Annotated in this window: 22 protein-coding genes; 13 read left to right on the top strand and 9 right to left on the bottom strand. The window is 71.0% G+C overall.

Annotation, left to right across the window (positions count from 1 at the left end; translation table 11 throughout):
* Window positions 1-13 precede the first annotated feature (13 nt).
* Window positions 14-1,240, bottom strand: coding sequence for an acyl-CoA dehydrogenase family protein (locus ACIOHP_RS39575; protein WP_401895047.1), 1,227 nt, complete (start codon window positions 1,238-1,240; stop codon window positions 14-16).
* A 172-nt stretch (window positions 1,241-1,412) separates the two neighbouring features.
* Between ACIOHP_RS39575 and ACIOHP_RS39570 the strand changes: the two genes are divergently transcribed.
* On the top strand, window positions 1,413-2,057 hold the full coding sequence (locus ACIOHP_RS39570; RefSeq protein ID WP_361547757.1) for a TetR family transcriptional regulator: 645 nt from the start codon (window positions 1,413-1,415) through the stop codon (window positions 2,055-2,057).
* A 53-nt stretch (window positions 2,058-2,110) separates the two neighbouring features.
* On the opposite strand, the gene def is transcribed toward ACIOHP_RS39570, so the two are convergent.
* Entirely contained in the window at window positions 2,111-2,656 is a 546-nt protein-coding gene (gene def / locus ACIOHP_RS39565) for a peptide deformylase (protein WP_401895045.1), read from the bottom strand.
* A 103-nt stretch (window positions 2,657-2,759) separates the two neighbouring features.
* On the opposite strand from def, the gene ACIOHP_RS39560 reads away from it, so the two are divergent.
* From ACIOHP_RS39560 to ACIOHP_RS39530, 7 genes are all read left to right on the top strand, one after another.
* Entirely contained in the window at window positions 2,760-3,998 is a 1,239-nt protein-coding gene (locus ACIOHP_RS39560) for a MurT ligase domain-containing protein (RefSeq protein WP_361547751.1), read from the top strand.
* A gap of 16 nt (window positions 3,999-4,014) precedes the next feature.
* Entirely contained in the window at window positions 4,015-4,743 is a 729-nt protein-coding gene (locus ACIOHP_RS39555) for a type 1 glutamine amidotransferase (RefSeq protein ID WP_046257293.1), read from the top strand.
* 191 nt (window positions 4,744-4,934) lie between these two features.
* Window positions 4,935-5,960, top strand: a complete 1,026-nt coding sequence (locus ACIOHP_RS39550) for a 6-phosphofructokinase (protein ID WP_266832467.1) — start codon at window positions 4,935-4,937, stop codon at window positions 5,958-5,960.
* A gap of 112 nt (window positions 5,961-6,072) precedes the next feature.
* Entirely contained in the window at window positions 6,073-7,023 is a 951-nt protein-coding gene (locus ACIOHP_RS39545; RefSeq protein WP_351684610.1) for a cytochrome c oxidase assembly protein, read from the top strand.
* Window positions 7,024-7,124: 101 nt separating this feature from the next.
* Entirely contained in the window at window positions 7,125-8,492 is a 1,368-nt protein-coding gene (locus tag ACIOHP_RS39540; protein WP_401895043.1) for a DUF6777 domain-containing protein, read from the top strand.
* 115 nt (window positions 8,493-8,607) lie between these two features.
* On the top strand, window positions 8,608-10,452 hold the full coding sequence (locus ACIOHP_RS39535; protein ID WP_401895042.1) for a protein kinase: 1,845 nt from the start codon (window positions 8,608-8,610) through the stop codon (window positions 10,450-10,452).
* Between the two features lie 13 nt (window positions 10,453-10,465).
* The gene (locus ACIOHP_RS39530; RefSeq protein WP_046262943.1) at window positions 10,466-10,642 is read left to right on the top strand and encodes a hypothetical protein; all 177 of its coding nucleotides are present in this window, start codon (window positions 10,466-10,468) and stop codon (window positions 10,640-10,642) included.
* Between the two features lie 23 nt (window positions 10,643-10,665).
* On the opposite strand, the gene ACIOHP_RS39525 is transcribed toward ACIOHP_RS39530, so the two are convergent.
* Genes ACIOHP_RS39525 through ACIOHP_RS39510 form a run of 4 tightly spaced genes read right to left on the bottom strand, consistent with a single transcriptional unit; the run spans window position 10,666 to window position 14,756 of the window.
* The gene (locus tag ACIOHP_RS39525; protein WP_401895039.1) at window positions 10,666-11,880 is read right to left on the bottom strand and encodes a sensor histidine kinase; all 1,215 of its coding nucleotides are present in this window, start codon (window positions 11,878-11,880) and stop codon (window positions 10,666-10,668) included.
* Window positions 11,881-11,914: 34 nt separating this feature from the next.
* A complete protein-coding gene (locus tag ACIOHP_RS39520) occupies window positions 11,915-13,627 on the bottom strand; it encodes a cation acetate symporter (RefSeq protein ID WP_361547736.1) in 1,713 nt (570 codons plus the stop codon).
* Window positions 13,624-13,995, bottom strand: coding sequence for a hypothetical protein (locus ACIOHP_RS39515; protein ID WP_401895038.1), 372 nt, complete (start codon window positions 13,993-13,995; stop codon window positions 13,624-13,626). Before ACIOHP_RS39515 ends, ACIOHP_RS39520 begins: the two co-directional genes overlap by 4 nt.
* Window positions 13,992-14,756, bottom strand: a complete 765-nt coding sequence (locus ACIOHP_RS39510) for a LytTR family DNA-binding domain-containing protein (protein WP_361493133.1) — start codon at window positions 14,754-14,756, stop codon at window positions 13,992-13,994. Before ACIOHP_RS39510 ends, ACIOHP_RS39515 begins: the two co-directional genes overlap by 4 nt.
* Window positions 14,757-14,834: 78 nt before the next feature.
* On the opposite strand from ACIOHP_RS39510, the gene ACIOHP_RS39505 reads away from it, so the two are divergent.
* The 5 genes from ACIOHP_RS39505 to ACIOHP_RS39485 all read left to right on the top strand — a co-directional run bounded on the left by ACIOHP_RS39505 (window position 14,835) and on the right by ACIOHP_RS39485 (window position 19,664).
* A complete protein-coding gene (locus tag ACIOHP_RS39505; protein ID WP_361547730.1) occupies window positions 14,835-15,350 on the top strand; it encodes an Lrp/AsnC family transcriptional regulator in 516 nt (171 codons plus the stop codon).
* 124 nt (window positions 15,351-15,474) lie between these two features.
* Window positions 15,475-16,299, top strand: a complete 825-nt coding sequence (gene ddaH, locus ACIOHP_RS39500; RefSeq protein WP_361547727.1) for a dimethylargininase — start codon at window positions 15,475-15,477, stop codon at window positions 16,297-16,299.
* Complete coding sequence (rocD, locus tag ACIOHP_RS39495) at window positions 16,296-17,519, top strand: ornithine--oxo-acid transaminase (RefSeq protein WP_401895035.1); 1,224 nt, start codon at window positions 16,296-16,298, stop codon at window positions 17,517-17,519. Before ddaH ends, rocD begins: the two co-directional genes overlap by 4 nt.
* A gap of 332 nt (window positions 17,520-17,851) precedes the next feature.
* A complete protein-coding gene (locus ACIOHP_RS39490; RefSeq protein WP_266832487.1) occupies window positions 17,852-18,577 on the top strand; it encodes a lysophospholipid acyltransferase family protein in 726 nt (241 codons plus the stop codon).
* Between the two features lie 73 nt (window positions 18,578-18,650).
* Window positions 18,651-19,664 (top strand): NAD-dependent epimerase/dehydratase family protein, encoded by a 1,014-nt coding sequence (locus ACIOHP_RS39485; protein ID WP_401895095.1) that lies wholly within the window; start codon window positions 18,651-18,653, stop codon window positions 19,662-19,664.
* A 36-nt stretch (window positions 19,665-19,700) separates the two neighbouring features.
* Here ACIOHP_RS39485 and ACIOHP_RS39480 read toward each other — a convergent pair whose 3' ends face one another.
* The 3 genes from ACIOHP_RS39480 to ureG all read right to left on the bottom strand — a co-directional run bounded on the left by ACIOHP_RS39480 (window position 19,701) and on the right by ureG (window position 22,863).
* Entirely contained in the window at window positions 19,701-21,302 is a 1,602-nt protein-coding gene (locus tag ACIOHP_RS39480) for an alpha/beta hydrolase (protein WP_361493147.1), read from the bottom strand.
* Window positions 21,303-21,415: 113 nt separating this feature from the next.
* Window positions 21,416-22,198: an urease accessory protein UreD gene (locus ACIOHP_RS39475; RefSeq protein WP_401895033.1), complete on the bottom strand. Its 783-nt coding sequence runs from the start codon at window positions 22,196-22,198 to the stop codon at window positions 21,416-21,418.
* Window positions 22,186-22,863, bottom strand: coding sequence for an urease accessory protein UreG (gene ureG / locus ACIOHP_RS39470; protein ID WP_266832493.1), 678 nt, complete (start codon window positions 22,861-22,863; stop codon window positions 22,186-22,188). Before ureG ends, ACIOHP_RS39475 begins: the two co-directional genes overlap by 13 nt.
* Between the last annotated feature and the right edge of the window lie 112 nt (window positions 22,864-22,975).

Genomic DNA, 22,975 nt, shown 5'->3' with positions numbered 1-22,975 from the left:
GCCCCCGCCGGCGCTATCGGATCGGCATCCCCGACAGGGTGCGGGCGATCACCAGACGCTGGATCTCGCTCGTGCCCTCGAAGATGGTGTAGATCGCGGCGTCACGGTGCATCCGCTCCACCGGGTACTCCCGGGTGTAGCCGTTGCCGCCGAGTATCTGGATCGCCTGGGCCGTGACCTTCTTCGCCGTCTCGCTCGCGAAGAGCTTCGACATGGAGCCCTCGGCCGCGTTGAACGGCTTGCCGTTGACGGCCATCCAGGAGGCGCGCCAGACCAGGAGGCGGGCGGCGTCGATGGAGGTGCGCATGTCGGCGAGCTGGAAGGCGACGCCCTGGTTGTCGATGATCGGGCGGCCGAACTGCTCACGGGTCTTGGCGTAGTCGAGGGCGACCTCGTACGCGGCCCGGGCGGTGCCCACCGCCATCGCGCCGACGGCCGGGCGGGAGGCCTCGAACGTGGCCATCGCCGCGTTCTTCACGCGCTCGCCGCCCGCCTTCGCGCGCTCACGGGCGCGGGCCAGACGCTCGTCCAGCTTCTCCTTGCCGCCGAGGAGGCAGGAGCCCGGGACGCGGACGTTCTCCAGCACCACCTCGGCGGTGTGGGAGGCGCGGATGCCGTGCTTCTTGAACTTCTGGCCCTGGGACAGGCCGGGCGTGTTCGGCGGGATGATGAAGGACGCGTGGCCCTTGGAGCCGAGCTCGGAGTCGATGACGGCGACGACGACGTGGACGTTGGCGATACCGCCGTTGGTCGCCCAGGTCTTCGTGCCGTTGAGCACCCATTCGTCCTTGGCCTCGTCGTACACCGCGCGGGTGCGCATCGAGGCCACGTCCGAGCCGGCGTCGGGCTCGGAGGAGCAGAACGCGGCGACCTTGACGTCGTTCGCGTCGCCGTACATCTGCGGGATCCAGGTGCCGATCTGCTCCTCGGTGCCGTTGGCGAGGACGCCCACGGCGGCCAGCCCGGTGCCGACGATCGACAGGGCGATGCCCGCGTCGCCCCAGAACAGCTCCTCCATGGCCATCGGAATGCCGAGGCCGGTGGCGTCGAAGTACTGCTGGGCGTAGAAGTCGAGTGAGTAGATACCGACCTTGGCGGCCTCCTGAATGACCGGCCAGGGAGTCTCCTCACGCTCGTCCCATTCGGCGGCCGCAGGCCGGATCACATCGGCCGCGAAGCCGTGCAACCAGTCCCGGACCTCCTTCTGTTCGTCGTTGAGCTCCATGGTGAACTCGGCCATGTCCCCTCCAGCGGCGGCGCACGTGCATGTTACTAGCGGTAACCCGAGTCTGTTACCCGTCGGTAGGAAAAGTCAACTCCTGATGACTGCTCGGTAGCCCGTTCGATGCGTGGGGCATGGTGGGTGTTAGTTTGCGCAGGCGTCACCGAATCAGCACGGGTGGGGAGAGCTCATGGACACCACGCAGCGGACCGATCAGCAACGGTCCGCCGATCGCCGCCGGCGCGAGTTGCTGGAGGCCGCGGACAGAGTAGTCCTGCGTGACGGACCACAGGCCTCCATGAACGCGATCGCCGCGGAAGCAGGCATCACCAAGCCGATCCTCTACCGTCACTTCGGTGACAAGGGGGGACTTTACGCGGCTTTGGCCAAGAGGCATACGGATGCGTTGCTGGATTCCCTGCGGGCCGCGCTGGACGCTCCGGCGGAGCGGCGCGAGCGGGTGGAGGCCACGCTCGACACGTATCTCGCGGCGATCGAGGCACGGCCTCAGGTGTACCGGTTCCTGATGCATCCGGCGGACGGCGGGCAGTCCGGTGAACCCGGGTTCGACGTCGGGAAGCACTCCGTGCCGCTGCTTCGGCGGATGGGCGAGGAGTTGGCCCAGGTCATCGAGGACCGGCTGGATCTCGGGCCCGGGGGGCAGCAGTTGGCCCGGGTGTGGGGGCACGGGATCGTCGGGATGATGCACGCCGCCGGGGACTGGTGGCTGGGGGAACGGCCGTGCTCCCGGGCCGAGTTGGTGCGAAGTCTGGCCGATCTGCTGTGGGGACGGCTTGCGGCGGCCGGGGACAAGGTGGGCGGTCCGGGGTTCTGACGGTCGTATGCCGTCCACCGGCCGGTGGGGGCCGGTCGCGCACCTGGAGCGGGTCAGCCGCTCCGGCACCAAGACGCTCGGGACACCTGTCTCATCAAGCGTCGTCGGCGCCAGCCTGTCAGGTGGTCCGCGTACACCCGGCCCTCCAGGTGGTCGCACTCGTGCTGGAGGCAGCGGGCGAAGAAGCCTGTGCCGTGGACGCGCACCGGGTCCCCCGTCACCGTGAAGCCCTCGACCACCGCGTGGTCGTACCGTTCTGTTCCGGCCTCCAGGCCCGGCAGTGACAGGCAGCCCTCCGGGCCGCGCAGCACCACCCCGTCGGCCTCGACCAGCCGTGGGTTCACCACATGGCCCAGGTGTCGTACGTCATCGTCGTCCGGGCAGTCGAAGACGAAGACCCGCAGGGGCTCGCCCACCTGGTTCGCGGCCAGGCCGACACCCTGGGCGGCGTACATCGTGGCGAACAGATCCTCGACCAGGGACGCCAGTTCGGGACCGAAGTCGGTGACGTCCTCACAGGGGGAGTGCAGTACCGGATCGCCGAAGAGAGTCATCGGCCGCACGCGTCCGCGGGTGCCCGGAATCAAACCGTGTCGCATGTCGGCAAGGGTACGGATTCGGGAGTGCGAATGGATCTCGATAGGCTGACCACCACCACGTTGCCGTCAGGCGCGGCGCGTACGCAAGGAGGATCGAGAACTGATGGCAGGCAACTCGGACCCGCTCACGCCGCGGGCCAAGATCGCCGTGACCGCCGGTAAGGCGGTCGCAGCGGCATCGCGCGCCGCGGGGCGCGGCAGCGGTTCGGTGATCGGCGGCCGGGTGGCACTCAAACTCGACCCCGACCTTCTCGCCCGGCTCGCCCAGAACCTGGACGTCGTCCTGGTGTCGGCGACCAACGGGAAGACCACGACGACCCGGCTCATCGCGGAGGCCCTGCGCGCCGCCGGGCCCGTCGTCTCCAACGCGCTCGGCGCCAACATGCCGGCCGGTATCACCTCGGCCCTCGCCGGCAGCTCGGAGGCGCGGTACGCAGTCATCGAGGTCGACGAGAAGTACCTCGCCGGTGTCGCCCGCGACACCGACCCGAAGTGCATCGCCCTGCTCAACCTCTCCCGCGACCAGCTGGACCGGGCCGCCGAGACCCGCATGCTCGCCGAGAACTGGCGCGAGGGCCTGGCCGGCAGCAAGGCCGTCGTCATCGCCAACGCCGACGACCCGCTCGTCGTGTGGGCTGCCTCCTCCTCCCCCAATGTGATCTGGGTCGCCGCGGGACAGATGTGGAAGGACGATGCCTGGTCCTGCCCGTCCTGCGGCGGTGTGATGCAGCGGCCCGGCGACGACTGGTTCTGCGGTGAGTGCGGCTTCCGCCGGCCCACGCCGAGCTGGGCGCTGTCCGGGGACCATGTGCTCGACCCGCACGGCTCCGCGTGGCCCATCCACCTCCAGCTGCCCGGCCGCGCCAACAAGGCCAACGCCGCCTCCTCCGCAGCCGTCGCCGCCGTCTTCGGAGTGCCGCCGCAGGTCGCCCTGGAGCGCATGTACCAGGTGCAGGCCGTGGCCGGACGCTACGACGTCGTGCAGTTCCAGGAGCGGGACCTGCGCCTGCTGCTCGCGAAGAACCCCGCGGGCTGGCTCGAAACGTTCAGCCTGATCGATCCGCCGCCCACCCCGGTGATCCTCTCCGTGAACGCGCGCGGCGCCGACGGCACCGACACCTCCTGGCTGTGGGACGTCGACTACACGCGGCTGACCGGGCACCCGATCTGCGTCGTCGGCGACCGGAAGCTGGACCTCGCGGTGCGCCTGGAAGTCGCCAACCAGCACTTCCAGGTCTGCGAGAACCTCGACCAGGCCGTCCAGATGTGCCCGCCGGGCCGCATCGAGGTCATCGCGAACTACACCGCCTTCCAGGACCTGCGCCGCCGCGTCGGCAACTGACACTCAGGGGACTTTTGTGAGCGACAACCAGCTGCGGATCGTCTGGATCTATCCCGACCTGCTCAGCACGTACGGCGACCAGGGCAACGTCCTGGTCGTGGAGCGCCGGGCGCGACAGCGCGGTCTCGACGTGGCCCGTCTCGACGTACGCAGCGACCAGCCGATCCCGACCTCCGGGGACATCTATCTCATCGGCGGCGGCGAGGACCGTCCGCAGCGGCTCGCGGCCGAGCGGCTGCGCCGGGACGGCGGACTGCACCGGGCCGTGGAGAACGGCGCGATCGTCTTCTCGGTGTGCGCCGGCTACCAGATCCTCGGCCACGAGTTCATCAACGACCTCGGCCAGCGGGAGCCCGGCCTCGGGCTGCTGGACGTGGTCTCGGTGCGCGGCGAGGGCGCGCGGTGCGTCGGTGACGTGCTCGGGGACATCGACCCGCGGCTCGGTCTGCCCCCGCTGACCGGCTTCGAGAACCATCAGGGCATCACCCACCTCGGACCGACGGCCCGCCCGCTCGCCCGGGTCAAGTTCGGCAACGGCAACGGCACGGGCGACGGTACGGAGGGCGCGTACAACGACACCGTCTTCGGTACGTACATGCACGGTCCGGTGCTGGCGCGCAACCCGCTCATCGCCGACCTGCTGCTGAAGCTGGCGCTCGACGTGAACGCGCTGCCGCCCACCGACGACCGGTGGTACGAGGCGCTGCGCACCGAGCGCATCGCCGCTGCCGAGCAGCCTGCCTGAGCTGCGAGTTCACCTGCGCTCCAGGCGGCTTTTACCAGCCCGTCTGACGATGGGTCCGCACACCTGAGCGGGGTCGTCCAGCAGGCGGACGCACGGTACGGCCCCGCCCCCTCCTGCCGCTAGGGTGGCGGGGATCGAGCCGGACAGCGTGGTCCGGTCCCCGGCCCACGTTGAGAAGGTTGTTTCGGGCTATGCGCATTGGTGTCCTCACGTCCGGCGGCGACTGCCCCGGCCTGAACGCCGTCATCCGGTCCGTCGTGCACCGTGCCGTCGTCGACCACGGCGACGAGGTCATCGGCTTCCGGGACGGCTGGAAGGGCCTCCTGGAGTGCGACTACCTCAAGCTCGACCTCGACGCGGTGGGTGGCATCCTGGCCCGCGGCGGCACCATCCTCGGCTCCTCCCGGGTCCAGCCCTCGCATCTGCGTGACGGGGTCGAGCGGGCCAAGGGGCATGTCCAGGACCTCGGTCTCGACGCGATCATCCCGATCGGCGGCGAGGGCACGCTGAAGGCGGCCCGGCTGATGTCGGACGCCGGTCTGCCCATCGTGGGCGTACCCAAGACCATCGACAACGACATCGCGGTCACGGACGTCACCTTCGGCTTCGACACGGCCGTGGGGGTGGCCACGGAGGCCCTGGACCGGCTCAAGACCACCGCCGAGTCCCACCAGCGGGTGCTCGTCGTCGAGGTCATGGGGCGGCACACCGGCTGGATTGCGCTGCACTCGGGCATGGCGGCCGGCGCGCACGCCATCGTCGTACCGGAACGGCCCTTCGACATCGAGGAGTTGGCCAAGCGGGTCGGCGAACGGTTCGAGGCGGGCAAGCGGTTCGCCATCGTCGTCGCCGCGGAGGGGGCCAAGCCGGCCGCCGGGTCCATGGAGTTCGACGAGGGCGCCAAGGACATCTACGGGCACGAGCGGTTCGCCGGTATCGCCCGTCAGCTCTCCATCGAGCTGGAGCAGCGGCTGGGGAAGGAAGCGCGGCCGGTCATCCTGGGGCATGTGCAGCGCGGCGGTACGCCGACCGCGTACGACCGTGTGCTCGCGACCCGTTTCGGGTGGCATGCGGTCGAGGCCGTGCACCGTGGGGAGTTCGGTCACATGACCGCTCTCCAGGGGACGGACATCGTGATGGTGCCGCTGGCCGAGGCCGTGGAGACGCTGAAGACGGTTCCCGCCGAGCGCTATGAGGAAGCCGAGTGCGTCCTCTAGGACACACCGTACGGAATGGAAGAGTCCGCCCCCGGCCGCAACCGCGGCCGGGGGCGGTTCTAGTCTGTGACGGACAGACTTGCACAACCCCCACGAATCAGGAGCCGTCGGAATGGATCACAGCGGGCACGGCATGACCATGGATCTGCCGCCGTTCACGCTGGGGCGGGGTCTTCAGTGGTCGGCCGACCCGTTCTTTCTCGTCGCCTGCCTCGTGGGGCTGGCGCTGTACGTGTGGGGGGTCGTGCGGCTCAGGCGGCGGGGGGACGCCTGGTCGGTGTGGCGGACCGTGTCGTACGTCGCCGGTGTGCTGTCCATCGGGCTGGTGATGTGCACCAGGCTGAACGACTACGGGATGGTCATGTTCAGCGTGCACATGGTGCAGCACATGATCATCAGCATGCTGTCGCCGATCCTCATCCTGCTCGGCGCCCCGATGACCCTGGCGCTGCGCGCGCTGCCGGTCGCGGGCAGGGGGCGCAAGGGACCGCGTGAGCTGCTTCTCGCCCTGCTGCACAGCCGGTACATGCGGATCATCACGCACCCGGCGTTCACCATCCCGCTGTTCATCGCGAGCCTGTACGCGCTGTACTTCACGCCGATCTTCGACTTCCTGATGGGCTCGAAGACGGGGCACGTCGCGATGATGGTGCACTTCCTCGCCGTGGGCGTGGTCTTCTTCTGGCCGATCATCGGTGTCGATCCCGGTCCCACCCGGCCCGGCTATCTGATGCGGATGCTGGAGCTGTTCGCGGGCATGCCGTTCCACGCGTTCTTCGGGATCGCGCTGATGATGGCGTCCGCCCCGATGGTCAAGACGTTCGAGAACCCGCCCGCCTCGCTCGGTATCGACGCGCTCTCCGACCAGAACGCCGCGGGCGGTATCGCCTGGGCGTTCAGCGAGATCCCCTCCGTGCTGGTGCTGATCGCGCTGCTGTTCCAGTGGTACGGCTCCGAGCAGCGGCAGGCCAAGCGCAAGGACCGGGCCGCCGACCGGGACGGGGACAAGGAACTCGAGGCGTACAACGCCTATTTGGCCTCACTCGACGCACGCAGTCGCTGACACCTCTTTCCCCTCAGTCCGCTCTTTTTCCTCAATCCGTCGGGAATGGTTTTCCGTTCGTTAGCATGAAACGCGTTGGGTAACCGCCGGGGGGAGCGGTAATGACAATTCGCGTTTTTCTGCAAAGGGCCGGGAAATCTTCGATCCGCCGGATCGCGGTGCTGCTGGTCTGCGTACTGGCGCTCGGCGGATGCGATCGCGGGACGCCTTTGGCGCTGGTGAAGGCGGTCGCCGCGGGCGTGCCCGCGCTCGATCCCTTCTTCGACGAGAACAGCGGGCTGGGGAAGGACGCGCAGGTCGCGTCGCGGCCCGTGCGGGGCAGTCTGCAACAGGGCGACACCCCCGGTCTGTACGGGGGTTCGAAGCAACCGACCGTCTGTGACGTCGAGAAGCTCAAGCAATTCCTCACCGATCCCAGGAACGACCAGAAGGCACAGGCATGGGCGCGTGCCCTCAAAATCTCCACGGATCGGATACCGGATTATCTCGACCGGCTCACGCCCGTCCTGTTGCGTCACGACACTCTCGTGAAGAACCACGACTACAAAAAGGGAAAGGCTGTTCCCTACGATTCCCTGCTCCAGGCCGGAATCGCGATTCTGATCGATGCGCAGGGCAGGCCCGCCGTGAAGTGCTCGTGCGGAAATCCGTTGCGGCCCTTCGCGGGTGACACGAACCGTATCTCGGTCAGGTTCGAGGACGGGAACCAGGAGTGGAAGGGGTACGACCGCTCCTCCGTCGTCGCGGTGCGGCCCGCGCCCCGGCCCCTGGAGAAGATCACCCTCGTCGACGTCGAGGACACCGACCGCGGTATCAGCCGCCCGGTCGGCACCTCGGGAGCGAAGGACGCCGCGTTCGACACCCGGGAGAAGCGCGCGGTGCCGAACCTCGCCGGGGCGACGTTCGGCCAGGCCCGGCGCTCGCTGACCGACAAGGGGCTCGCGGCCGGCTACGACAGCGAGGGGCTGCCGCCGGACGACGCCCGGGTCACGGCGACCGATCCACCGGCCGGGACCGAGCTGGGGTTCGGGCAGTACGTGATGCTGAGCGTGGCCGGGGACTCCGGCTCCCCGGACGGGTCCACGACCACTCCCCCGCCCACGACCACCGCGCCCCCGCAGTCGTCGACCTCCGAGCCGCCGACACCGGGTCCCGGTACGGGCTCGGGGCCCGGCAGCGGCTCGCCACCATCGTCGTCCGCCCCGCCCTCGTCCGCCCCGCCCTCGTCCGGCCCGCCGCCCGGTTCCGCGCCCCCGCCATCGAGCGGCAGCGCGTCGCCGCCCCCGTCCAGCAGCCCACAGACGACGAGCTCACCCCCGGCCGTCACCACAGCACCCCCGGAGACGACCGGCGCACCACCGCCTCCGGAGACCACCAGCGCCCCGGCCACCAGCACCGCGCCGGTCACGAGCGAGCCGCCCACCAGTGAGCCCGCCGCCGAGGAGCCCACCGAAAGCGCCACCGTCTGAGCGGGGCGACGGAGTCCGCGCGGACAACCGCGCGGCCGGCCACGACGGACCCGCAGACGAAGCACCGCACGTCCAGCGGAGCGCTCGGCGCCCCGCAGACCCCGGGAGTCACCGGATGCCTTCAGGACCATCGACGTCGGGAGTGGGCCGGGTCGTCGCCGGCCGCTATCTGCTGCTGAACCAGCTCGGCAGCGGCGGCATGGGCCATGTCTGGCTCGCCCACGACCAGAGACTCGCCTGCGAGGTCGCGCTCAAGGAGATCGTCTTCCGGGACGAGGCGGAAGCCGGTCACGACCGGGAGGCCCGGGTGGCGCGGGCCCGCGCGGAGGCCCGGTACGCGGCGGGGCTGCGCGGCCATCCGCACGTGGTCACCGTGCACGACGTACTGGAGCACGAGGGGCTGCCGTGGATCGTCATGGAGTACGTGGCGGGTGCGGTGGACCTGCGCGACCTGGTCGCCCGGCGTGGCTCGCTGCAGCCCGCGGAGTGCGCCCGTGTCGGCCTCGCCGTGCTGGACGCGCTGACCGCCGGGCACCAGCGGGGCGTCATGCACCGGGACGTGAAACCGGCGAACATCCTGCTGGCGCCGGACCGCTCCGGGGCGCCGTACGGCCGTGTCCTGCTCACCGACTACGGCATCTCCGTGCAGCCGGACGCGGGCGAGACGCGGTACACGCTGACGTCCGTGCTCGTGGGCACGGCGGGCTATCTGGCGCCGGAGCGCGCCACGGGCGGGCCACCGACCCCGGCCGCGGACCTGTTCTCGCTGGGCTGCACGCTGTACCACGCCGTGGAGGGCCGCGGTCCGTTCGACCGCGAGTCGCACTTCGCGGAGATCACCGCGGTGGTCATGGACGAGCCGCGGCCACCGCGGCGGGCCGGCGCCCTGGGGCCCGTACTCGAAGCGATGCTGGTCAAGGACCCGGGGCGGAGGATCACCGCGGCCCAGGCGGAGGCGGCGCTGTCGCAGCTCGTCGCGTCGCAGGCGGAGGCCCGTGCCCGGACCCGGACCGACCTCGGATCGCAGCCTCCCTGGGCCCGGCCGATGCCGCCTCCGCCCGCACCGGCGCCATCGCCGCCGGCCGTCCCGGAGGGCTTCGGGCCCCTGGTCACGTCGGGCGGCAGCCGGCGGCGTACCCGCCCGCGGGCCCTGCACTCCGCCCTCGCCGGTCTGCTGGGGCTGGCCATCGCCGGGGGCGGGGTCTGGTACGCCGTGGCCCAGCAGCCGCCCGCCGACGGGAAGGAGGGCGGGACCGCGCAGCCGTACGGCACGCGGATCGGGCTCTCCCGGCCTCTCGAGGACGGCGACTGCGTGCTCGCCGACTGGGGGGACACCGGCGCCTTCAAGGGCACTCCGCGGCTGCGCCTGGAGTCCGGCTGCGGCGGCGCGGACGGGCAGGTGCTGGCCTTCGTCGGGGCCCCGTCCGCCGCCGAGGCCCGGGAGCGGGGCCCGGCGGCGTGCGAGGAACGGACCGAGGAGCTCCGCGGGAGGCTGGCGGATGTCCGCAGCTTCGCCGTCGTGCCGAGCGAGGCGGGATTCGTGGCCGCCGGGAAGCGGACCGCCTGTCTGCTCCTGGGCGCGCACGGGCCGGTGTACGGGCCGCTCGGCGATCACCGCGAGCCCGGCTCCGCGTTCTCCGACGTGTCGAACATGCAGAAACGGGACTGCCTGGACGTGCGGTCCAACCGGTCCGCCCGGCTGGTGTCCTGTGCGGGGACGCACGACGAGGAGGTGCTCGGATTCACCCGGTTGGGTGCCGATGTCACGCTCGATGAGGCGCGCACCGAGTCGGACGTGGCGTGCGGGCGGGAGGTGCCGCCACGGGACTACGGCTTCGACCCGTCGGTGTTCACGGCAGGCTCCTGGACGAGCGAGGGCCCCTGGAAGGCGGGCACGCATTTCGTCGTCTGCACCGTCAGGAAGCAGAACGGGGGCACCATGGAGGGAGACCAATCCTGAGGAGGGTGTTGCGATGCCCGGTACCGGTTCCACGGATGGCTCGACCAGAACGATGGGGGTGCTCACCGTCGGCGGTCTCGTCGTGGTGACGGCCTACACGGTGGCGCTCGGCAGCAACGGCTGGCTGTGGTTCGGCTGGGTCGTGCTGGGCCTGATCACCCTCGGGATGGTCGTCACGCGCAGCACCTGAGGCCCACGCGCGGCGCCTGAGGCCTATTCGCGGCTCAGGCGCCCGGCGGAGTGCACCCCCGGCTGGTACTTCGGCAGCCGGGCGGTGATCTTCATTCCCGCCCCTATGGCGGTCTCGATGACGAGACCGTGGTCGTCGCCGTAGACCTGGCGGAGCCGGTCGTCGACGTTGGACAGTCCGATGCCTCCCGAGGGGCTGACCTCTCCGGCGAGGATGCGGCGCAGCACGGCGGGGTCCATTCCCGTGCCGTCGTCCTCGATGACGACGAGCGCCTCGGCTCCGGCGTCCTGTGCGGTGATGCTGATGTGGGCCTTGCCGGCGGACACGGCCTTTCCTTCCAGGCCGTGCTTGACGGCGTTCTCGACGAGCGGTTGCAGGCAGAGGAAGGGCAGGGCGACCGGCAGCACCTCGGGGGCGATCTGGAGGGTGACGGAGAGGCGGTCGCCGAAGCGGGCCCGCACCAGCGCCAAGTAGTGGTCGATGGCGTGGAGTTCGTCGGCGAGGGTGGTGAAGTCGCCGTGCCTGCGGAACGAGTAGCGGGTGAAGTCGGCGAACTCCAGGAGCAGTTCGCGGGCGCGCTCGGGGTCGGTGCGGACGAAACTCGCGATCACCGCGAGCGAGTTGAAGATGAAGTGCGGGGATATCTGGGCGCGCAGGGCCTTGATCTCGGCTTCGATGAGACGGGTGCGGGACTGGTCGAGGTCGGCGAGTTCGAGCTGGACGGAGATCCAGCGGGCGACTTCCCCGGCGGCCCTCACGAGGACGGCGGACTCGTGGGGCCCGAAGGCGACGAGGGTGCCGTGGATCCGGTCGTCGACGGTGAGCGGTGCCACGACGGCCCAGCGGACCGTGCAGTCGAGGTGGTCGCAGGTCAGCGGGAATGCCTCGCCGCGGCCGGTCTCCAGGGGTCCGGCGAGCCGCTCCATGATCTGGGCGCGGTGGTGGCCGCCGATGCCGTCCCAGACCAGTACCGCCTTCTGGTCGGTCAGGCACAGGGCGTCCGTGCCGAGGAGCGTGCGCAGCCGGCGGGCCGACCTGCCGGCGGTCTCCTCGGTGAGGCCCGCCCTGAGCGGGGGCGCGGCGAGGGAGGCGGTGTGCAGGGTCTCGAAGGTGGCGTGCTCGACGGGGGTGCCGAGGCCCCGCAGGCTCTCGGGGCGCGCGGTGCGGCGCCCCAGCCAGAAGCCGGCGGCGAGCAGGGGGAGGATCGCGACACACAGGCCGGCGAGGAAACCGCTCATACGGCGGCCCCGATCAGGCTCTTCAGGGATGTCCTCATGCCTTCACCTCCGCCCGCAGCTCCTCCGGCAGATGGAAACGCGCCAGGATCGCCGCCGTTCCGGCCGGGACCCGGCCCGGGGTGGCCAGGGACACCAGGACCATGGTGAGGAAGGCCAGCGGTACCGACCAGAGGGCGGGCCAGGCGAGCAGGGCGTGCAGCGCTCCGGTGCCGGGGAGGCCGGCCATCGTCGCGGCCACGGCGACCAGGGCGGAGCCGCCGCCCACCAGCATCCCGGCGGCCGCGCCCGGCGGGGTCAGCCGGCGCCACCAGATGCCGAGGACGAGCAGCGGACAGAAGGAGGAGGCCGACACCGCGAAGGCGAGCCCGACCGCGTCGGCGACCGGCAGGCCGCCGACCAGGACGCTCGCCGCCAGCGGTACGGCCATGGCGAGGACCGTGCCGAGTCTGAAGTGTCTTACACCGCGGGACGGGAGGACGTCCTGGGTGAGCACGCCGGCCACCGCCATGGTCAGCCCCGAGGCGGTCGACAGGAACGCCGCGAAGGCGCCCCCGGCGACCAGTGCGCCGAGGAGGTCGCCGCCGAGGCCGCCGATCATCCGGTCGGGCAGCAGCAGCACGGCGGCGTCCGCGTTCGAGGTGAGGGTGAGTTCGGGGGCGTACAGGCGGCCGAGGGCGCCGTAGACCGGTGGCAGGAGGTAGAAGGCGCCGATCAGGCCGAGGACCGCGACGGTGGTGCGGCGGGCGGCGACGCCGTGCGGGCTGGTGTAGAAGCGGACCACCACGTGCGGCAGGCCCATGGTGCCGAGGAAGGTCGCGAGGATCAGTCCGTACGTGGCGTACAGCGGGCGTTCGCCGCGGGTCTCGGCCTGGGAGGGCGACAGGCCGGCTCCGCCGTTGCGGTCGGCCTCGGGGACGGTGGCGCCCTGGGCGAAGGTCAGCCGGGTGCCGGCGTCGATGTGGTGGGTGCCGGCGGGGAGGCGGAGTTCGGTGTCCTCGTGGGTGCGGCCGTCGACGGTGCCGTCGACCGTGACGGTCAGCGGGCGGTCGAGTTCCAGGTCGAGGCTGTCGTCGACGCGCACGACGCGCTGTTCGCGGAAGGTGGCCGGTTCCTCGAAGGCGTGGGTGGGGGCGCCGTCGCCCTGCCAGGCGAGGACGAGGAAGAGGGCGGGGACGAGCAGCGCGGTGAGCTTGAGCCAGTACTGGAAGGCCTGCACGAAGGTGATGCTGCGCATGCCGCCCGCGGCGACGGTCGCGACCACGACGACGGCGACGATCACTCCGCCGAGCCCGTCGGGCGCCCCGGTCAGGACCGTCAGCGTGAGCCCGGCACCCTGGAGTTGGGGCAGCAGATACAGCCAGCCGACGCCGACGACGAAGGCCCCGGCGAGCCGTCGCACCGCCTGGGAGGCGAGCCGGGCCTCGGCGAAGTCGGGCAGTGTGTAGGCGCCGGAGCGGCGCAGCGGGGCGGCGACGAAGATCAGCAGGACGAGGTAGCCGGCGGTGTAGCCGACCGGGTACCAGAGCATGTCGGGGCCCTGGACCAGGACGAGGCCCGCGATGCCGAGGAAGGACGCGGCGGAGAGGTACTCACCGCTGATGGCGGCCGCGTTGAGCCGGGGGCCGACGGTGCGCGAGGCGACGTAGAAGTCGGACGTGGTGCGGGAGATGCGCAGGCCGAAGGCGCCGACGAGGACGGTGGCGACCACGACGAGGGCGACGGCCGGAACGGCGTAGCTGGAGTTCATCGGTCTTCTACGAGGCGTACGAAGTCGCGTTCGTTGCGCTCCGCCCGCCGCACGTACCAGCGGGCGAGCAGCACGAGCGGAACGTACAGGCCGAAGCCGAGGACCGCCCATTCCACGCGGCGGGTGTCCGGCATCGCGGCGAAGAGCAGCGGGAGCGGGCCGACGAGCAGGCCGAGGACGGCGAACACGGTGAGGGCGGCGCGCAGTTGGGTGCGCATGAGGGAGCGGACGTAGGTGTGGCCGAGGGTGGTCTGCTCGTCGATCTCGGTGCGGGGGCGGTTGTAGCCGCGGACGCGGCGGGTCTGCCGGGGCGGGCCGGTGACGACGACCCGGCGTTCGGCGGGGTTCTGGTTCTGGGGCACCGTCACGGCCTCCTCATCAGCAGGTCCCGCAGTTCGCGGGTGTGGCGGCGGCTGACCTGGAGTTCCTCGGAGCCGACCAGGACGCTGACGGTGCCGGCGTCGAGGCGCAGTTCGCCGACGTGGCGCAGTGCGACCAGGTGGCGGCGGTGGATTCGGACGAATCCGCGGGAGCGCCAGCGCTCCTCCAGGGTGGACAGGGGGATGCGGACGAGGTGGCTGCCCTTGGTCGTGTGCAGCCGGGCGTAGTCGCCCTGGGCCTCGACGTGGGTGATGTCCTCGACGCTGACGAAACGGGTCACGCCCCCCAGTTCCACGGGTATGTGGTCGGGGTCGGGCTCGCTGACGGGGATGCGCGGGGTGGTGCCGCGGATCTCGGCCGAGCGCAGTTCGACGACGCGACGCACCGCTTCCGCGAGGCGTTCCTTGCGGACGGGCTTGAGGACGTAGTCCACCGCCTTGAGGTCGAACGCCTGCACGGCGAAGTCCTCGTGGGCGGTGACGAACACGACCAGCGGCGGCCGGGCGAACCCGGTGAGCAGCCGGGCCAGGTCGAGGCCGTCCAGACCGGGCATGTTGATGTCGAGGAAGACGACGTCGATCGCCTCGGGGCCCTGGGGTCCGGACTCCAGGGCCCGGTTGATGCGGCGCAGCGCCTCGGTCGCGTCGCCCGCGCCCTCCGCGGTGCCGATCCGGGGGTCGGCGTTGAGGAGGTAGAGGAGTTCCTCCAGCGAGGGGCGTTCGTCGTCGACAGCCAGGGCGCGCAGCATGAACCCGGAGTGTAGGAGTAATTCGTACGTCTGCACACGTGCCGAGGGATGGACGTTCCCGCTGGATACAGTGCCGACATGCACAGCGCGCCCGCACCGTTCGACGAGCTCGACCGGAAGATCATCACCGCTCTGATGGCGAACGCCAGGACGAGCTTCGCCGAGATCGGCACGGCCGTGGGGCTGTCCTCCACGGCGGTCAAGCGGCGCGTGGACCGGTTGCGCGAGACCGGCGTGATCACCGGGTTCACGGCCACGGTGCAGCCGTCGGCGCTGGGCTGGCGCACGGAGGCGTACGTGGAGGTGTACTGCGAGGGTGCGGCGCCGCCGCGGCGGCTCGCGGAGGTGGTGCGCAACCATCCGGAGATCACCGCGGCGATGACCGTGACGGGCGGCGCGGACGCGCTGCTGCATGTGCGGGCACGGGACGTGGAGCACTTCGAGGAGGTGCTGGAGCGGATCCGGATCGAGCCCTTCATCCGCAAGACGATCAGTGTGATGGTGCTGTCCCATCTGATCCCGGAGAGCCCGGAGGCGGGGGCGAGCCAGCCCGCACCGGCCGAAACCTCGCAGCGCGCACCAGAGCTGCGTTGAACTGAAGAAAGACGCAGCATTCCTGCGCAGACACGCAATTCTTGTCGCTTGTCGGGCGTGACTGCCATTTCTTACCTTGGTGTCAACCCTCAGTAGACACCGCAGGAAGCGGAGGAACCCCTCTGTGTCCGACTCCCGTGTGCCGCGCCGACGGCGTTTCCTCGTCTGCGAACCCAGACACTTCGCCGTGCAGTACGCGATCAATCCCTGGATGCATCCCGACACCCACGTCGACGTGGACCTGGCCCAGGAGCAGTGGCAGGCGCTGATCGGCGCCTACCGCACCCACGGCCACGCCGTCGACGCCCTGGAGCCGGTCCCCGGTCTCCCCGACATGGTCTTCGCCGCGAACTCGGCGGTCGTCGTCGGCGGCCGCGTCTTCGGCTCGCTGTTCCACGCGCCCCAGCGGCGCCCCGAGTCCACGCACTACGACCTGTGGTTCAAGACGGCGGGCTACGAGGTCCACCGCCCGGCGTCGGTCTGCGAGGGCGAGGGCGATCTGGTCTGGACGGGCCGGTACGTACTGGCCGGCACCGGCTTCCGGACGACCCGGGAGGCCCACCGCGAGGTGCAGGAGTTCTTCGGCCACCCGGTGATCAGCCTGACGCTGGTGGACCCGCACTTCTACCACCTGGACACCGCGCTGTTCGTCCTGGACGACTCAGAGGGCGAGAACAACATCGTGTACTACCCGGAGGCGTTCTCCCCGGGCAGCCGCGAGGTACTCGCACGGCTCTACCCCCGCGCGGTGCTCGCGACCCGGAACGACGCCATGGCGTTCGGACTGAACTCGGTGTCCGACGGCCGTCATGTCTTCATCGCACCGCAGGCCGAGGCGCTCGCCGCGCGCCTCGACGACCACGGCTATGTCCCCGTCCCCGTCGACCTCTCCGAGTTCCACAAGGCCGGCGGCGGCATCAAGTGCTGCACCCAGGAGATCCGCTCATGACCGCTGCCGTACACACGCGCTCCTCCGCCGATCTGATCAGCGCCGAGGAACCGGTGCTGGCGCACAACTACCACCCGCTGCCCGTGGTCGTCGCCCGCGCCGAGGGCACCTGGGTGGAGGACGTCGAGGGCCGCCGCTACCTGGACATGCTGGCCGGCTACTCGGCCCTCAACTTCGGCCACCGCCACCCGGCGCTCATCGAGGCGGCCCACCGCCAGCTGGAGCGTCTGACCCTCACCTCACGGGCCTTCCACAACGACAGGCTGGCCGAGTTCGCCCAGCGCCTGGCGCGGTTGACGGGCCTCGACATGGTGCTGCCGATGAACACCGGCGCCGAAGCGGTGGAGAGCGGCATCAAGGTGGCCCGCAAGTGGGCGTACGACGTGAAGGGCGTTCCCGCGGACCGGGCGACGATCGTGGTCGCCGCGGAGAACTTCCACGGCCGTACGACGACGATCGTGTCGTTCTCCACCGACGAGACGGCCCGCGCCGGCTTCGGCCCCTTCACCCCCGGTTTCCGGATCGTGCCGTACAACGACCTGGCGGCCCTGGAGGCGGCGGTCGACGACACGACGGCGGCGGTGCTCCTGGAGCCCATCCAGGGCGAGGCGGGGGTCGTGATCCCGGACGAGGGCTACCTCACCGGCGTCCGCGAACTGACCCGCCGCAAGGGCTGTCTCTTCATCGCGGACGAGATCCAGTCCGGTCTGGGCCGCACGGGCCGCACCCTGGCCGTCGAGCACGAGCCGGTCGTCCCGGACATGCTGCTCCTCGGCAAGGCGCTCGGCGGCGGCATCGTCCCGGTGTCCGCGGTGGTGGCCCGCCGGGATGTGCTGGGCGTGCTGCGACCGGGTGAGCACGGCTCCACCTTCGGCGGCAATCCGCTCGCGGCCGCGGTCGGCACGGCCGTGGTCGATCTCCTGGAGACGGGCGAATTCCAGCGCCGGGCCACCGAGTTGGGCGTGGTGCTGCGGGACGGCCTGTCGGAGCTGGTCGGCAAGGGCGTCCTCGGCTTCCGTGCCCGCGGGCTGTGGGCGGGCGTCGACATCGACCCGGTGTTCGGGACCGGGCGGGAGATCAGTGAACGGCTGATGCGGGAAGGCGTGTTGGTGAAGGACACCCACGGCTCGACGATCCGGCTGGCGCCGCCGCTGACGATCACGGGGGATGAACTCTCCGGTGCGCTGGGGGCGTTGGAGAAGGTACTGACCCGGGGCTGAGCGCCCGGCGACGGGGCCGGCTTTCCGTGACCGTTCCAGGAGGTCACGGAAAGCCGGCCCCGTCCTGTGCGGGGTTGCGGCGACCGCCCCTGGTCGCGCCGGGACGCAAGACCTCCCTCTCCGCCACCCATGCTCGCGAATCCGTCATGCTGAGCGATCTCGTTGCCCCCTACCCGCCAGTAGCACCAGGCTGATCCCGCGGTCGCCTCCCCCCGCCCGCGACCCAGTTCCGCGCGCCCCCGCATGCACATACACTGGCACCCCCACGACACGCCGGTTGACCTGCTGGAACGCGGCGGTTGAGCCGATTTGCCGGAGTGAGGAGCGTCCAGTTGTTCTACTACCTGCTCAAATACGTGTTGTTGGGACCCCTGCTGAGACTGGTCTTCCGACCCCGCATCGAGGGGCTCGAGCACGTGCCGGCGACCGGGGCGGCGATCGTCGCCGGTAATCACCTGTCCTTCTCGGACCACTTCCTGATGCCGGCGATCCTCAAGCGCCGCATCACCTTCCTCGCGAAGAAGGAGTACTTCACGGGCCCGGGCGTGAAGGGCCGGCTCACCGCGTTCTTCTTCCGCAGCGCCGGGCAGATCCCGGTCGACCGCACGGGCAAGGAGGCCGGGCAGGCCGCCATCCGTGAGGGGCTCGGGGTACTGAGCAAGGACGAGCTGCTCGGGATCTACCCGGAGGGCACGCGGTCGCACGACGGCCGGCTCTACAAGGGCAAGGTCGGTGTCGCGGTGATGGCGCTGAAGGCCGGGGTGCCCGTCATCCCCTGCGCGATGATCGGCACCTTCGAGGCCCAGCCGCCCGGCAAGGTCATCCCCAACCTCCACCCCGTGACCATCCGCTTCGGCGAACCCCTCGACTTCTCCCGCTACGAAGGCATGGAGAACGAGAAGGCGATCCTGCGCGCCATCACCGACGAGATCATCTACGCCATCCTGAACCTCTCCGGGCAGGAGTACGTCGACGAGTACGCGGCCGTCGCGAAGGCCGCGCAAGCCGCGGAGCGCTCCGAGAAGGAACGCCGGTTCCCGCGGATCCCCCTGCGCTGACCTCTGCTGTCGGCAGAGGCCGTGGGACGCCCCGAGCCGGCCGCCGTACTGTCGCCGTATGACGCGACGTGCTGTGGTGATCGGGGCGACCGGGCAGATCGGCCGGGCGGCGGTGGGCGCGCTGGCCCGCGACGGGTGGGAGGTGACCGCCGTCTCCAGGGGCGGCGGGCGGGACGGGCGCTGGCCCGGGGAGGTACGGGTCGCCCGCGCCGACCGCGAGGACGGCAACGCGCTCGCCGCCGCGGTGGGTGACGGGTGCGATGTGCTGGTCGACATGGTGGCCTACGGGGCCGCGCACGCACGGCAGTTGACCGGCCTCGCCGATCGCGTCGGGTCCGCCGTCGTCATCTCCAGCGTGTCGGTGTACGAGGACGACAAGGGCCGTAACTTCGACACCCAGGACGAGCCGGACGGCTTTCCCGAGTACCCGGTGTGGATCACCGAGGACCAGCGGACCGTGCAGCCGGGAGAGCGGTCGTACAGCACCCGCAAGGCCGCGCTGGAGCGCGAACTGCTGGGCGCCGGGGAGCGGTTGCCCACCACACTGCTGCGGGCGGGTGCCATCCACGGGCCACACTGCCGGACACCGCGCGAGCTCTGGTTCGTCAAGCGGAACCTGGACGGGAGGGCCCGGCGCGTCCTCTCCCACGGCGGCCGGAGCCGGTTCCATCCGGCGAGTGTCCACAACATCGCCGAGCTGGTCCGGCTGGCCGCTGCGCGGCCCGGGACCCGGGTGCTCAACGCCGTGGACCCGGACGCGCCGACGGTGGCGGAGATCGCCCGGGCCATCGACACGGTGATGGGGGTGGAACGGGAGGACGTGCTCGTGGACGGGCCGCCCCCGGCCCCCGGGGTCGGGGACACCCCGTGGTCGGTGCCGGTGCCCATCGTCTGCGACATGGGCGCCGCCGAGCGGGAGTTGGGCTACCGGGCGGTGGTCCGGTACGCGGAGACGCTGCCCGAGACCGTCGCCTGGATCGAGGGACACCTGGCCGGGCGGGACTGGCGGGAGGCCTACCCGAAGATGGCCCGGTCGTACGGCGACCTCTTCGACTACGCGGCGGAGGACGCCTGGTTCACGGCATGAAAGAGGGGCGGCCCGACCGGGGCCGCCCCTCCGGTGTTACGGCTTCGGCGTAGCGTGCGGTCCGCACGTGACGTCGGAGGCGTCCAGCTTGCCGCTGAGCAGGTAGGAGTCCACCCGCTCGTTGATGCACGGGTTGACCAGGCTGGTCACACCGTGGGAGCCGGCGTTCTTCTCGGTGATCAGACGGGAGCCCTTGAACCGCTTGTGCAGCTCGACCGCACCGCCGTACGGGGTCGCCGCGTCACGCTCGGACTGCACGATCAGCACCCCGGGCAGTCCCTTGCCGGTCCTGACGTCCACCGGGGTCTGCTGCTTGACCGGCCAGGTCGCGCAGGGCAGGTTCATCCAGGCGTTGGCCCAGGTGAGGAACGGGTAGTCCTTGTGCAGCCGGGTGTTGTCGCGGTCCCACTTCTTCCAGCTGGTGGGCCACTTGGCGTCGGTGCACTCGACGGCCGTGTAGACGGCGTTGCCGTTCTCCGAGGTGGCGTTGCCCGCGGTGTCCGACAGGTCGGGCGCGGCGGCGTCGACGACCGCCTGGGTGTCGCCGGCGAAGTACTTGCTGAGCACGGTGGCCGTCGAGACCCACGCGGAGTCGTAGTACGGGGCGCTCTGGAAGAAGCCGATCAGCTCGGCGGGGCCGACGACGCCACCGATGGGGCTCTTCTTGGCCGTGGCACGCAACTCCAGCCACTTCGCCTGGACTTCGGCACGCGTGGTGCCGAGGTGGAAGGCGGCGTCGTTGGCGGCGACCCAGTCCTGCCAGTCCTTCCAGCGCATCTCGAAGGCGACGTCCTGGTCGAGGTTGGCCTCGTACCAGATCTTCTCCCGCGACGGGCTGACGACGCTGTCGACGACCATACGGCGGACATGACCCGGGAACAGCGTGCCGTAGACGGCGCCGAGGTAGGTGCCGTAGGAGACGCCGAGGTAGTTGAGCTTCTTCTCGCCGAGCGCGGCGCGGATGACGTCCAGGTCGCGCGCGGTGTTCGGCGTGGTCATGTGCGGCAGCATCTCGCCGCTGCGCTCGGCACAGCCCTCCGCGTACTCACGGGCGAGCTTGCGCTGGGCGAGCTTGTCGGCCTCGGAGCCGGGCACCGGGTCCGCCTTGGGCGCCTTCACGAACTCCTGCGGGTCGATGCAGGAGATCGGCGCCGAATGGCCCACGCCTCGCGGGTCGAAGCCCACGAAGTCGTACGCCTTGGACGTGTTGACCCACACCGGGGCCTTGGTGGTGACCCGGCGCGGGAAGCGCAGGCCGGAGCCGCCGGGACCGCCCGGGTTGTAGATGAGCGCGCCCTGGCGCTCGGCCTTGGTCCCGGTGTTGCCGATCCGGTCGACGGCGAGCTTGATCTGCTTGCCGCCCGGCTTCGCGTAGTCCAGCGGCACGCTGACCCAGCCGCACTGGATCGGCTTCTCGAGCCCCCAGTCGGCGGGACAGTCCTGCCAGTCGATCCCGGCCTTCTCGGCGCGGGCGGCGGCGATGGCGGCGCCGCGGGCCTCACGGTCCTGGCCGTGCCGGCCGGCCGCGCTCGCGCTGGCGGTGGGGGCCGTGACGGCCCCCGCTATCAGGGTCGCCGTGACCAGCACTCCGGCCGAGCCGAACGCCGCGGCCCGCCTTGTCGATCTGTGGTGCCTCAACTGGAACTCCCCTATGTCGTTGATGACAAGGGGATCCTCGCGGCTGTGCGTCGCCTGAGAACAGGGGTGGCCGCCTCTTCTTTACCAATCCGATAAACGGAGAGGGCCGTTCGCTACCCGAGCGAGGCCAGCGCCTCGTCCAGGACCCTGCGCAGCTTCAGCGCGTCCGGCGCCACGGCGCTCACCAGAACCGCCGGTCCGGCGAGCGGCACGACCACGGCACCGTCCCCGAGCACGCGCGCGGCGACCGGCTCCACGGCGAACTCCGGCCGTACGACGATCAGTTGCCCCACGGCTCGATGCCCCGCCAGCACGGCGGGGCCGTCCCAGCCGGCCGGCGCCCCGGGCCCGCAGGCCAACTCCTGGTCGAGGACGGTACGCCCGGCCACACACAGGGTGAGACGGCTGGTGAGCCGCCCGGGTTGCTCCGCGGCACGCCCCAGCACCTGCTCCTCACGCAGGACGAGCCGCCCGGTCCCGGCCACGTCGGCCCGCGTGGTGACGTACAGCTCGCTGCCCTGCGCGGAGATCAACTGCTCCGGCAGCCAGTGCAGTTCACCCCGGTCGGCGACGGTGAGCCCTACGTCGTACCGGGACTCCCCCTTGGCCTGTCCCGGCAGCGCGATGGTGGCGGCGGCCGACCCGACCCGCAGCCGGGCCCCCTCGGCCACCTCGGCCTCGACGGTGAAGTGATCCCCGCCGAGCGGCCCGCTCATCGCACCGACGAGCACGACCCGCGCCTCGTCGGCACTCCCCCGGGTCCGCCGCAACGCCAGCGGTCCGTCGCCCTCCAGCACCGGCAGCGACGTACCGCCGCGTCCGTCGTCCCGCGCCCCGATCCGCGCGGTGGCCTTCACGCCCGCCACACCCGTCACGCCCACCGTCACGCCGTCCACGCGGCCAGCTGCGCACGCACCCACGCGGCGACGTCCGCCACCCCGGCCTCGCTCCTGAGTGACTGGAAGACGACCGGCAGTTCGGCCCGCTGTGCCTTGGCGTCCGCCGCCATCCGCGCGAGATCCGAGCCGACGTAGGGGGCGAGGTCGGTCTTGTTGACGATGAGGAGGTCGGCGGTGGTCACCCCAGGGCCGCCCTTGCGCGGGATGTCGTCCCCGCCGGCCACGTCGATCACGAAGATCTGCGCGTCGACGAGCCCCTTGGAGAAGGTCGCCGTGAGGTTGTCCCCACCGCTCTCGACCAGCACGAGATCCAACGGCCCGATCTCGTCCTCCAGATCCTCCACCGCTTCCAGGTTCGCCGAGATGTCGTCCCGGATCGCGGTGTGCGGACAGGCCCCCGTCTCCACGGCGGTGATCCGCTCGGGCGGCAGCACGGCCTCACGCAGCAGGAACTCGGCGTCCTCGCGGGTGTAGATGTCATTGGTGACGACCGCGAGGGACAACTCGTCACGCAGGGCACGGCAGAGCGCGGCGACGGTGGCGGTCTTGCCCGATCCGACGGGCCCACCGAGCCCGATCCGCAGCGCACGGCGCGAACCGTCAGGACGGTGCGCGTCCGCGCTGAGGGCGGCGGGGCCGTCGTGGTGGTGGTCGAGGTGCATGTACGGCTCCTACACGTAGTGGTCGGGTGCGGGTCAGCGGGGGCTGGTCGCGCGGTTCCCCGCGCCCCTGGGTGGGTGACCTGGACGGTGCGTCACAGGTCACCAGGGGGTC

Origin of the sequence: Streptomyces sp. NPDC087859 (assembly GCF_044742595.1) — a bacterium.
Classification (GTDB): domain Bacteria; phylum Actinomycetota; class Actinomycetes; order Streptomycetales; family Streptomycetaceae; genus Streptomyces; species Streptomyces canus_F.
Note: the sequence above shows the minus strand (reverse complement) of the source record. Positions and strands in the feature narration are given on the sequence as shown.